This is a genomic window from Listeria sp. ILCC792 (assembly GCF_900186135.1).
GTDB lineage: Bacteria > Bacillota > Bacilli > Lactobacillales > Listeriaceae > Listeria > Listeria goaensis.
Map to the genome: position 1 here is coordinate 17823 of NZ_FYBO01000011.1, position 12501 is coordinate 30323.

General features: G+C 41.9%; 12 protein-coding genes. All 12 read right to left on the reverse strand.

From position 1 onward, the window contains the following. Positions 1-59 precede the first annotated feature (59 nt). The 12 genes from CFS60_RS11055 to rny all read right to left on the reverse strand — a co-directional run bounded on the left by CFS60_RS11055 (position 60) and on the right by rny (position 12387). Complete coding sequence (locus tag CFS60_RS11055; protein WP_088810027.1) at positions 60-422, reverse strand: lipopolysaccharide assembly LapA domain-containing protein; 363 nt, start codon at positions 420-422, stop codon at positions 60-62. Positions 423-521: 99 nt separating this feature from the next. Further along, complete coding sequence (secDF, locus tag CFS60_RS11060; protein WP_088815816.1) at positions 522-2786, reverse strand: protein translocase subunit SecDF; 2265 nt, start codon at positions 2784-2786, stop codon at positions 522-524. A 32-nt stretch (positions 2787-2818) separates the two neighbouring features. Continuing rightward, positions 2819-3127, reverse strand: a complete 309-nt coding sequence (locus CFS60_RS11065) for a post-transcriptional regulator (RefSeq protein WP_088810025.1) — start codon at positions 3125-3127, stop codon at positions 2819-2821. 166 nt (positions 3128-3293) lie between these two features. Beyond that, a complete protein-coding gene (gene yajC / locus CFS60_RS11070; RefSeq protein WP_088810024.1) occupies positions 3294-3629 on the reverse strand; it encodes a preprotein translocase subunit YajC in 336 nt (111 codons plus the stop codon). Positions 3630-3659: 30 nt separating this feature from the next. Continuing rightward, a complete protein-coding gene (gene tgt / locus CFS60_RS11075; RefSeq protein ID WP_088810023.1) occupies positions 3660-4799 on the reverse strand; it encodes a tRNA guanosine(34) transglycosylase Tgt in 1140 nt (379 codons plus the stop codon). A gap of 74 nt (positions 4800-4873) precedes the next feature. Beyond that, positions 4874-5902, reverse strand: a complete 1029-nt coding sequence (queA, locus tag CFS60_RS11080; RefSeq protein WP_088839251.1) for a tRNA preQ1(34) S-adenosylmethionine ribosyltransferase-isomerase QueA — start codon at positions 5900-5902, stop codon at positions 4874-4876. After that, entirely contained in the window at positions 5899-6912 is a 1014-nt protein-coding gene (ruvB, locus tag CFS60_RS11085) for a Holliday junction branch migration DNA helicase RuvB (RefSeq protein WP_088810021.1), read from the reverse strand. The genes queA and ruvB overlap by 4 nt, the downstream gene beginning before the upstream one ends. Positions 6913-6925: 13 nt before the next feature. Beyond that, positions 6926-7528: a Holliday junction branch migration protein RuvA gene (gene ruvA / locus CFS60_RS11090; protein WP_088810020.1), complete on the reverse strand. Its 603-nt coding sequence runs from the start codon at positions 7526-7528 to the stop codon at positions 6926-6928. Positions 7529-7600: 72 nt separating this feature from the next. Next, positions 7601-8536 carry an L-lactate dehydrogenase gene (locus CFS60_RS11095; RefSeq protein WP_088839252.1) on the reverse strand — a complete coding sequence of 312 codons (936 nt, stop codon included), beginning with the start codon at positions 8534-8536 and terminating at the stop codon, positions 7601-7603. 67 nt (positions 8537-8603) lie between these two features. Beyond that, entirely contained in the window at positions 8604-9950 is a 1347-nt protein-coding gene (locus CFS60_RS11100) for an aldehyde dehydrogenase (RefSeq protein WP_088810017.1), read from the reverse strand. A gap of 49 nt (positions 9951-9999) precedes the next feature. Then, positions 10000-10725: a YebC/PmpR family DNA-binding transcriptional regulator gene (locus tag CFS60_RS11105; RefSeq protein WP_088825608.1), complete on the reverse strand. Its 726-nt coding sequence runs from the start codon at positions 10723-10725 to the stop codon at positions 10000-10002. A 99-nt stretch (positions 10726-10824) separates the two neighbouring features. Continuing rightward, positions 10825-12387, reverse strand: a complete 1563-nt coding sequence (gene rny, locus CFS60_RS11110; RefSeq protein WP_088810013.1) for a ribonuclease Y — start codon at positions 12385-12387, stop codon at positions 10825-10827. Positions 12388-12501: the final 114 nt, after the last annotated feature.

Here is a 12501-nt window from a genome sequence, read left to right on the forward strand (position 1 = left end):
ATAAAGTCTTACCGTTTAGCATCACTCTGATTTTGCGATCTGCGTTTTGTATTCAAATATTAGTTTTGCTCATCCTGATTTTCAACTTTCGCATCGGCTACTTCTGTTTCTTCTGTGTCGCGAATTGAAATCGTGGACGTTTTTGTTTGCATCGCTTTCGCCGCCGCAAGTTGGCGTTCTAGATTTGTTTTTTCTTCATGAAGTTGTTTGACTTGCTTATTCATCCCTCGTACTTTAGCAATATTCAAACAGAAAATAATCAAGCCTCCGATAAGCACTGAGCCTAAAATAACTAATATAAGCGGCCACTCTAGTTTTGCGAAAAAGAAATTGACTTCAACTGATTCAACATTAATAATCGCAAAAACAGCAATTAAAATCGCTAAAATAATTCCTACAATAACCTGCCATTGATTTTTCATAGCATCTGTCTCCTTTTTTCTAATTATACAAATTTATTCCCGCAAAAAATTATGCTAAAACAAAAGCCGGACAACTCGTCCGACTTTCGTTACTCGTTTTTATACCATAGGTTGCGATGGGTTATTTCTTTTCTTTTTCTTAACCGTTGCAATTGGTCCTTTTTTATTCACTTGACGTGCTTTAAAGACATACCACAACTGCATGGCCATGAAAATGGAAGAGAATACGCTTGAAACAAGCCCAACAAGTAAAGCGATTGAGAAGCTTAAAATCGATTCACTACCAAAAATGACAAGCGCCACAACCGTGAAAATAACCGTCAAGATAGTGTTAATCGAACGCGTGAATGTTTGACGTAAACCGTGATTAACAGCAAATGCCACATCTTCTTTCGTCTTATAACGCCCCATCTTGCGTCCAATATCTCGAATCCGGTCCGCTGTTACAATCGTATCATTAATCGAATACCCGATAACAGTTAGAACCGCCGCAATGAATGTCAGATCAACCTCAATCTGGAAGATACTGAAGAAAATGAAGATGGTAAAGGCGTCAAATAGTAACGATAGAATCGCCGCAATCCCCATATAAAATTCAAAGCGTATCGCAATATAAATAACTATGAGTACCGAAGCTATTGCCATTGCGTACAAGCCGTTTTTCGCGAGTTCTTTCCCGACAGTCGGCGTTACTGTGCTAATGCTTGGTTCATGTTTATATTCTTTCTCAAAATGCGTTTTAAATTTCGCAATTTCATCTTGCGAAAGAGCACCTTTGTAGGAAACTACCGCCGTTTTGTTATCCTTACCTTGGAAAACAATATTATCAGACGGCATATCAATGTCATCTAAATCTTTTTTAATCTGCTGTTCTGTTAGCGGTGAATCAGACGTAATTTCTGCTCTCGTACCACTCGCAAAATCAATGCCCAGATTAAGTTTAAAGAAACTTAAAACAACAATCCCAATAATGGCGATGCCCGTAAAAATCCACAAGAACAACCGGTGATTCTTAACGAAATCAAAGCGATCAAATGGTGTTTTTAAGTCATACGTGCTAATACCATCATGCAAATTATGAATGGCATCAGGTTTCACACTAAAGGCACGTGGTTTATTGTTTAATACGTTGCTCTTAACAAGCAAGCCAAGCAGTACACGCGAACCCCAAACGGCCGTTAGGAAGCTGACTAAAATACTAATAATTAGAACCGTCGCAAAACCTTTAATCGAGCTTGTTCCAAAGTAGAACAATACACAAGCAACAAGTAAAGTCGAAATGTTTCCATCGAAAATGGCACGGAAGGCTTCTTTTACGCCGACTTCAAACGCCGCTTTCGTCGATCGCCCGACTTTCAGTTCTTCTTTTATTCGCTCATAGGTGATAACGTTCGCGTCGACGGCCATCCCTATCCCGAGAATCAGCCCGGCAATCCCTGGAAGCGTCAGCGTTGCGTTCAGCAAGGCTAGAACGAGTAAAACAATGTATGTGTAAGCAACAAGTGTTACACATGCAATAATCCCAGGAATACGGTATACAAGCATCATAAAGATGAAAATAGCCGCAACCCCGATAATTCCAGCAAGAATTGTTTCATCAAGCGCATCTTGACCAAATTGTGCCCCAACAGATGTCGAGTATACCTCGGTCATCTTAACTGGTAAAGCACCCGAATTTAGCAAGTTCGCTAAGTCTTTTGCTTCTTCAACAGAAAAATTACCCGAGATTTCAACCTTATTTGTGTCTAAAACTTGGTTGACATTTGGTGCCGATAAGTAAGCAGGATCTTTTTTAGTTCTCTCTGTTTTATATTTTTGGCCCTCTTTCCAGTCTAACCAAATAACGAGTTGGTTGTCAGGTTTTTCAGCCAAAATTGTTTTCGTCACATCAGCGAATTTATCAGCACTTTTTAGTTTCAGTGTGACAATCGGTTGATTATTTTGATCGAAAGCTTGTTTTGCTCCCCCAGGAACTAAATCAGAACCATCCATCATAAGTTTATCGTTTGCGTCCCTAAAAGAAAGTTCCGCTGTTGTCGATAACATTTTTCGTGCTTCATTTTGATCCGTCACCCCAGCAAGCTGGACACGAATACGGTTATTTCCTTCAATTGTGATGCTAGGCTCAGCTACGCCGATACTGTTAATCCGGCGATCGAGGGCACTTACAGTATCCGTAAGTGTCTGTTTAGTCACTTCACCTTTTCCAGAAGCAGGCTCTACTTGATAAAGCACTTCAAATCCGCCCTGTAAATCTAGTCCCAAGTTAATATTTTGTAAAACCATTTTCCCTGTGCTGAAAACGACCCCAAAAATAATTGCCACGACTAGGAAGAAGGTTACTAACCTACTTTTCTTAATCATTTCTTTTCCTCCCTCATCTAAACCATGAAATGCTATTTAGAAAGTTCAGAAGATGTCGCTTCATTATCTTCCAAATTCTCTGTTTCATTGTTTGCGCTAGCGCTAATTGCTGGCTCGTTAGATGTTTTTGTAATAAAGTCCATTAATTGTCCAATGTTCATCTGCATTATATCATTGACACGTTCATGCAAATTCGGAGTGGGATTTGTAGCCCATTTAACTTCTGTTAAAAATGACCAAATGTGTTCTGGTTTGATTTCTCTATAGCTAAGAAGATGGAAATCTTCCACTTTAATTAAAATAGCTGGTTCCAAACTTTCATACCAGTCTTCGTGCGACATCGCACTTCCCCTCCCTCATTTTACAATCAACTATTCCCATTTTATCTAAAAATCAACCAAATGAAAAGCAGAAAGTGAAAAATCCACATAAATGACACATTTAATTGTTCAAATTGGTACTTCCTAACAAAAAAGAACCGCCCTAGTTTGAACTAGAGCGATTTCTTTATTTTTCTTCAGTTTCTTTTTCAGTTTCTGCTACTTCTTCAACTGGCTCAGTAGGTGCTACTGCAGGAGCAGCGTTTCCTTTTTCAAGAACCGTACGAATCGCATTGCGATCGAATGTCAGCTTCGTGTTGCCAGTTTTTAGTACGACAGTGCCATCTTCAATTGCTTCAACTACGCCATGAAGACCACCAATCGTAATAATTTTGTCGCCTTTTGCTAAACTATTTTGCATGTTTGTTACTTCTTTTTGACGCTTTTGTTGAGGTCTAATTAGTAAGAAGTAGAACAAGACAATCATCAAAATAATTGGAATAAATGCTGTTAAACCACCCAAAAATTGTCAGCTCCTTTAAAAAAATATTTATTAAAAATTTTTCGCATTTGGTCCGTTAAAACCATATTGCTCAAAAAATTCTTCACGAAATTCTAGCAGACGATCAAAGCGAATTGCTTCACGTACTTGCTCCATTAAGTTTAACAGAAAATGCAAATTATGATAAGTCGTAAGTCTTATTCCAAATGTTTCATCGCAGCGAATTAGATGGCGAATATAGGCTCTGGAATAGTTTTGACAGGTGTAACAATTGCAGTTTTCATCAAGCGGTCCAAAGTCGTTTGCGAATTTGGCGTTTTTAATAACTAGGCGTCCGTTTGAAGTCATACATGTACCATTACGCGCAATGCGTGTCGGCAAGACACAGTCAAACATATCGATGCCTCTAATGACCCCATCGATTAATGAATCTGGCGAACCAACACCCATCAAATAGCGGGGTTTTCCACTTGGAAGAAAAGGTGTTGTGAATTCAAGCACTTCATTCATGACGTCTTTTGGTTCGCCTACTGAAAGGCCGCCAATCGAATAGCCTGGAAAATCAAGTGAAACGAGATCTTCCGCACTTTGACGTCGTAAATCTTCATAAGCGCCGCCTTGTACGATGCCGAATAGACCTTGAATATTAGGCTTCATATGCGCTTTTAGACCGCGTTCTGCCCATCTGGACGTACGTTCTACGGAGCGCTTCATGTATTCATGTGTGGCCGGATATGGTGGACACTCGTCAAAACTCATCATGATGTCAGAACCGAGTGCATTTTGAATTTGAATAGCTTTTTCAGGTGATAAAAATAGTTTGTCGCCATTTAAATGATTGCGAAAATGAACGCCTTCTTCTTTGATGTCGCGCATATCGCTTAAGCTAAAGACTTGAAAGCCACCTGAATCGGTTAAAATAGGTTGGTCCCAGTTCATAAACTTGTGCAGACCACCAGCCTGCTCAATCAATTGCTCACCGGGTCTTAACCATAAGTGATAGGTGTTGCTTAAAATAACACCCGCACCCATCTGTTTAAGCTCTTCTGGCGACATTGTTTTGACAGTTGCTTGCGTGCCAACAGGCATAAACATTGGCGTATCAAACGTACCATGCGGAGTATGTAGTTTTCCTAACCTCGCACCTGTTTTTTTATCAGTTTTAATTAATTCATAACGAATAGCTGTCATGTGTTACCTCTTTCTTTTTACTCTACTAAATAGCATAACGAAAATAAACATAGAAAACAAGGTTTTTCACAAAATTAATGGATAAACATCGCATCGCCAAAACTAAAAAAGCGATACTTGTCTTCTACAGCATGCTGATACGCTCGCAAAATATTTTCACGCGTGGATAAAGCGGAAACGAGCATGATGAGTGTCGACTTCGGTAAATGGAAATTAGTAATTAACGCATCTACCGCTTTAAACGTATAGCCAGGGAAAATAAAAATATCCGTCCAGCCAGAAGCGGCTTTTAATTCGCCGTCAAATTTTGTTGCAATTGTTTCTAGTGTCCGAATGGAAGTCGTACCAACAGCCACAATTTTTTTGTCGCTTGCTTTCACTTGATTTAAAACCGTTGCAGTTTCTTCCGTCAGACGATAAAATTCCGAATGCATTTTATGGTTTTCCGTATCGCTAACGTCTACCGGACGAAACGTGCCAAGACCAACATGGAGCGTCACAAAACATACGTGAACTCCTTTAGACCGAATCGCCTCTAAAAGTTCTTCAGTAAAGTGCAGACCCGCAGTTGGAGCGGCAGCAGAGCCATTTTCGCGCGCATAAACCGTTTGATAGCGGTCCTGATCGCTTAGCTGCTCTTTAATGTAAGGCGGAAGCGGCATTTCTCCTAGGTTTTCGAGCACCTCATAAAATATGCCCGTATAGTGAAACTCCAAAATACGACCACCATGCTCAAGCTCCTCAACACACGTCGCCGAAAGTTCACCCTCACCAAATGTGATTTTCGCACCTACACGAATGCGTTTCGCAGGCTTCACAAGCGTTTCCCACTTATTTTCTTCTTTTTGTTTTAATAAAAGCACTTCGATATGTGCGCCCGTCTCCTCTTTAATTCCGTGGAGGCGAGCAGGTAGAACGCGCGTATCATTTAATACAAGCGCATCTCCTTCGTTTAAATAATCGATAATATTCGTAAATTTTTTATCGCTTAAATCCCCCGTTTTTTTGTCCAGCACCATTAAGCGACTTGACGTGCGGTCAAGTAATGGCGTTTGAGCAATGAGGGAGTCTGGCAAATCAAAATCAAAATCTTCAACTTTCATTCATGGACACCTTTTTCGTTTTGAATTCCAAAATGGTCGTACGCTAATTGTGTTGCGAGCCGACCTCTTGGTGTACGTTGCAAAAAACCAATTTGCAGTAAATATGGCTCATGCATATCTTCAATCGTTTCGCGTTCCTCACCGATGCTTGCTGAAATTGTATCAAGTCCAACTGGGCCACCACGAAATGATGTCATAATCGTTTGCAAAAGCTTCTGGTCAATCGTATCAAGTCCGCGCGGGTCAACACGTAGAAGCGTTAGCGCATCTCTTGCTACTTCATAAGAAACAAGTCCATCGCCTTTAACTTCGGCAAAATCACGCACGCGTTTTAATAAACGATTGGCAATCCGCGGGGTTCCGCGCGAACGCCTAGCAAGCTCAAGCGCGCCGTCTGCATTAATTTCCGTCGTTAAAATTTTAGCCGTCCGTAAAATGATATCCATCAATTGTTCTTCCGTATAAAATTCCAAGTGGTCAATTACACCAAAGCGGTCGCGCAGTGGCGCCGATAATTGCCCCGCACGCGTTGTCGCTCCAATCAGCGTAAATGGTGGTAAATCGAGGCGTACCGACCGCGCAGATGGCCCGTTTCCGATAACAATGTCCAAACAATAATCCTCCATCGCAGGATAAAGCACTTCCTCAATGGATTTTGATAACCGGTGGATTTCATCAATGAAAAGCACATCGCCCGGTTCGAGTGATGTTAAAATTGTCGCTAAGTCGCCTGGACGTTCAATCGCGGGTCCACTTGTCGTTTTGATGTTTGTTCCAAGCTCGTTCGCAATGACCATCGCAAGCGTCGTTTTCCCCAAACCAGGAGGGCCGTATAAAAGCACATGATCCAGTGCTTCTTCCCTTCTTCTTGCTGCCTCAATAAAAATGCCAAGATTATGTTTGACCTTGTCTTGACCGATGTATTCTGCAAGCAATTGTGGCCGCAAGCTTGTTTCAAACGAGATTTCTTCAGGACTCACATTTTCGGAAGAAACAATACGCTCATCCATGCCACATCCCTCCTTAATTTGTCATTAATTTCAAAGCTAGTTTAATATAGCCGTCACTTGTAAGCATCTCATCTTGCAGTTTCGGCACGATTTTCTTCAGTTCGCGCTCACTATAACCGAGTGCCTGTAAGGCAAGAACCGCCTCCTCGAGCTGCGGCGGAAGCCCATCTGTAATTTCTTTTTTAGCCACAAAATGAGGAATCTCACTTGTCACCACGTCGCCTAATTTTCCTTTTAGGTCAAGGATAATCTGACGCGCTGTTTTTTTCCCAACACTAGGGAATTTTGTTAAATACACATCGTCTTCGATTTCAATCGCATTAATAAGCTGCGTAGCATCTCCTGCGGCCGTTATAGCGAGCGCGCTTTTAGGCCCAATTCCTGAAACACCGAGCAGTTTTTTAAACAAATAACGCTCTTCCGTCGTTTGAAATCCGTAAAGCGTAATATTATCTTCACGAACATGTTGATGTAAATAGACTTTCGCTTCTTTTCCTTCTTGCGCCGCAAAAGCAAACGGGTTGCCGGCAACAATTTGGTAGCCGACCCCGTAAACTTCTACAACGATATATTCAGGTGTAATGGCCGCAACTTGGCCTTTCATATAATCATACACGTCAATTCGTCCCTTCTGTCATACCATACCTTTCATGATAGCATATTACGAACGTTTGTGCTAACAATCGTCTTACAGTTGTGCAATGCAGTCTTTAATGACACGTGCTGAATGCTTGAACGCCTCTTCTTCCTCGCCGTTCAGCTTTAACTCAATAATTTCTTTGACGCCGTCCTGATTAAGAACCGCTGGAACACCAATCGCCAAATCGCGCTCCCCGTATTCGCCTTCTAACACACACGACACCGTAAGTGCACGTTGACTTCCGCTAAAAATATGCCGACAAATCTCAACGATTGTGCCACCAATTCCGTATTCCGTACAACCCTTTTGATGATAAATTTCAAAACCAGTATCGCGTGCAATCTCCCCGATTGCTTTCAAATCAAGAGAATCGCCTAGCTTCTCCGCGCTATATTCGTTCACCGGTTTCCCGTAAATGGAAGAATGCGACCAAACAGGAAACTGCGAATCACCATGTTCACCTAAAATGAAGGCATCAATACTTTGCGCCGCAATATCAAGACGCTCCGCGAGTAGCCTCCGAAGCCGCGTTGTATCAAGCCATACACCAGTACCTAAAACGCGATTTTTAGGTAGCCCTGATAACTTCCAAACTTGATAGGTAATGATGTCACAAGGATTTGTAGCCACCAAAAAAATGCCATTAAAGCCACCTTTCATCATTTCCGGAACAATACTCGCAACAATTTTCGATGTACTTTTTTGCTCATCAAGCCGCGTTTGCCCTTCCTTTAAAGCACCTGCTGTCACCGTAATGACCGCAATATCCACATCTTTACAATCTTTTGCTTCACGTACAGAAATATCCATTTTTCCCGGAATAAACGCAGCCGCATCAGCCAAGTCTTTCCGATTTCCTTCCACACGATCTTGATTTATGTCAACTAAAATAAGCTCTTCAATAAAACGCTGATTCACAAAAGCGTGAGCCGCTGCAGTTCCAACGTTCCCCGCCCCAATAATCATAACTTTCCGTGGTTTCATTCGTTTACTTCCCTTCATTATTTCACTACGCTCTCTATTCTACAAAAAAAGTAGAAGCTTCCGCAACTTATTTTAAAAAGAAACGCAATAATTTTTCCCGATATTTCGAATTCGGATAACGAAATTTCATATCAAAAGCAGTCGTCTGCCGCAGCACACTTTTCTCGTGCGAAAACGTCCGAAAACTGGCTTCCCCGTGATAGTTCCCCGTGCCGCTATCACCCACACCACCAAACGGCAAATAAGGCGTAGCAATGTGCATCAGCGTATCATTAATGCACACACCACCAGAAGATGTTTTAAAAAGAAACTTCCGCTCGATTTTTCGACTTGCAGTAAAAAGATAAAGCGCAAGCGGCTTAGGACGCTCACGAATAAACCGAATCGCATCTTCTGTCTCCGCAAAACGAATGAGTGGCAAAATCGGACCAAAAATTTCCTCCCGCATCACAGGACTATCCAAATCTGGCGCTTCCAAAAGGTACGGCGCCATTTTCAAATTCGCTTCATCGACGAATGCATCTGGCACATAGCTTTGAAGCCGTTTAAAATGCGCCTCGTTTACAATCCTTCCGTATGCTTCATTCATCAGAGGGTTTCCACCGTAAAGTTCCGTTATCGCTTCTCGAAGCTCCGCTTTAAATTCATCATAAATGTCGTCCTGAACTAAAACATAATCCGGGGCAATGCACGTTTGCCCAGCATTCACCCATTTTCCGAAAGCAATGCGTTTTGCAGCCAGCTTCATATTTGCATCGTTCATCACAACAAGCGGACTCTTTCCACCAAGTTCAAGCGTGACAGGAGTCAAATGATTCGCCGCTTTTTGCATCACAATTTTCCCAACGTGCGTCGAACCCGTAAAGAAAATATAGTCCATTTTTTGATCCAGCAATTCCGTCGTCACGTCCACGCCACCATTTACAACCGCAATGATTTCTTCACGAAAGCGCGATAAAACGTGCATCAGCACTTGTGCTGTATGAGGTGCGAGTTCCGATGGTTTTAAAATCACCGTATTCCCAGCTGCAATGGCCCCAATCAGTGGTGCGAGCGCTAATTGGTACGGGTAATTCCACGGGGCGACTACAAGCACCGTGCCGTACGGCTCACGTTGAATAAATCCCTTGGAACCAACATGCGTCAAGCTCGTCTTCACTTTCTCGACACGCATCCATTTTTTCAAATGCTTTAAAGCAAAAGAAATCTCTTCATAAATAATCCCAATCTCTGTCATGTATGCCTCAGAATTGCTCTTCCCCAAGTCCTTTTCGAGTGCTTCCAAAAACAGTTTTTCGTTTTCTTTCAATAGCATCGCCAAATTTTCAAGCGTTGTTTTTCGGTGTAGAAAACGCTTCGTATGCCCCTCATCAAAATAAGCTTTTTGCCGCCCCATAATATCACTAATTTGCATGGTTTTCCCTCCTAAAAAAGGCGCCACATTTTGTCGGCACCTCTCTCGTTTAGTCGTTATTCGCGTTTGTATAAACTTCTTGCACATCATCATCGTCTTCTAAAATGCTAATCATCTTGTCAAATTCAGCGCGCTTATTTTCTGGAACTTCCTGATAAAGCGTAGGTTGCATCGTAAGTTCTGCCGCTTCAAATTTTAAGTCTGCCTGCTCCAACTCATCTTTCACCACCGTAAAATCCGCTGGCGCCGTAAAGACTTCAAACGCTTCATCACTCGTAATAATATCTTCAGCGCCCGCCTCAATCGCAAGTAGCATGAATTCATCTTCACTGAGGTCTAAATTTTCCCGCAGCACAACTAAGTAGCCTTTCCGATTAAACATATAAGCCACACTACCCGTTTCCCCTAAACTGCCGCCATTTTTATTGAAAGCAACGCGCACATTCGTCCCCGTACGGTTTTTATTATCCGTAAGCGCATGCACCAAAACAGCCACACCACCTGGACCATACCCTTCGTAGGAAATTTCGTCATAGTTTTCCCCCGCCTGATTGCCAGCCGCCTTTTGAATTGCGCGTTCCATATTATCATTTGGCATATTCGCCGCTTTCGCCTTATCCATAACAAGTCTGAGTGCAGGATTTAATGCGGGATCAGCTCCACTTTTCGCCGCCACATAAATTTCCTTGGCAAGCTTCTGAAAAACCTTCGCCCGTTTTGAATCCTGCGCATTTTTTCTTCCTTGAATATTCTTCCATTTTGAATGCCCCGCCATAATCCGCTCACTCCTTCATTAAAATTCTAACGTATTCAATCTAGCCATGCAAGTTTATAGGCAAAAGAAAAGCACCCAGATTTCTCCGAGTGCTCTTCTTTATTTCGCGTATTCAACCGCTCTTGTTTCCCGAATCACCGTTACTTTAATGTGTCCCGGATAATCAAGTTCTTCTTCAATACGTTTGCGAATATCTCTAGCTAGGCGATATGATGCTAAATCATCAATTTCGTCTGGCTCAACCATAATCCGAACTTCACGTCCAGCTTGAATGGCATACGATTTTTCAACACCCTCGTAAGATTCCGAAATTTCTTCCAGTTTTTCTAAACGACGGATGTAATTTTCAAGTGTTTCACTACGCGCGCCAGGTCTAGCAGCAGAAAGCGCATCCGCAGCAGCAACTAAAACAGCAATGACAGATGTCGGCTCAGTATCCCCGTGATGGGAAGCAATACTGTTAATGACAACATCATTTTCTTTGTATTTCGTCGCTAATTCGACACCAATTTCAACGTGACTACCTTCAATCTCATGGTCAATTGCTTTCCCAATATCATGAAGTAAGCCAGCGCGTTTTGCCAGTGTCACATCTTCACCAAGCTCCCCAGCTAAAATTCCAGCCAGTTTAGCAACTTCCAGTGAATGATTTAAAACATTTTGTCCGTAACTTGTACGGTAACGCAAACGACCTAAAATTTTAATTAAGTCTGGGTGAATCGAATGAATCCCAATTTCGAAAGTAGCTTGTTCCCCAACTTCACGGATGTGCTCATCCACTTCTTTACGTGCTTTGTCGACCATTTCTTCAATACGTGCCGGGTGAATTCGTCCATCTTGAACTAATTTTTCCAGTGCAATTCGCGCAATTTCACGGCGAACCGGATCAAAACCTGATAAAATTACAGCTTCTGGCGTATCATCGATAATTAAATCAATACCAGTTAGCGTTTCAAGCGTACGGATATTTCGTCCTTCACGACCAATAATTCGACCTTTCATTTCATCGTTTGGAAGTGTTACAACAGATACTGTCGTTTCAGCAACATGATCTGCCGCACATCGTTGAATGGCAAGTGATAAAATGTTTTTCGCTTTTTTGTCCGCTTCTTCCTTCGCCTTGCTTTCAGATTCCTTCACCATGATAGCTGTATCATGAGAAAGCTCCTCTTCTACTTGGTTAAGGATGACTTTTTTCGCTTCTTCTTTAGTGAGTGCGGAAATGCGTTCGAGCTCATCTTGCTCTTTTTGAATCATCTCATCAATTTTGCTTTCCTTCTCTTCAATATGTTGTTGTCGTTTACTGATATTCTCCTCTTTTTTCTCGAGTGTACCTTCTCTTTTACTTAAAGAAGTATCTTTACGGTCGAGGTTTTCCTCCCTTTGCAATAAGCGATTTTCTTGTTTCTGTAACTCTCCTCTTCGCCCACGAAGTTCATTTTCGATTTCAGTACGTACTCTATGGCTCTCTTCTTTTGCTTCTAGCAACGCTTCTTTTTTCGTTGTTTCCGCCTCTTTTTTAGCATCTTCAACGATTAATTCAGCTGTTCCACGAGCAGCAACCAGTTTCTTTTCAGAACTAGCTTTATAAATAAGTGAGCCGACAACCAAACCGACGATTAAGAAAAGCAAACCGGAGATGATTGCGACTACTACGCTCATCCTTACACCTCCTTCGCTATTCAGTTTTCGTTATCATTATGTCGGTGGCCAAAAATGATTGGCACAAAGTGTATTTTCTATCATTAGCTGGATAGACTCCAACTTTACTAAAAA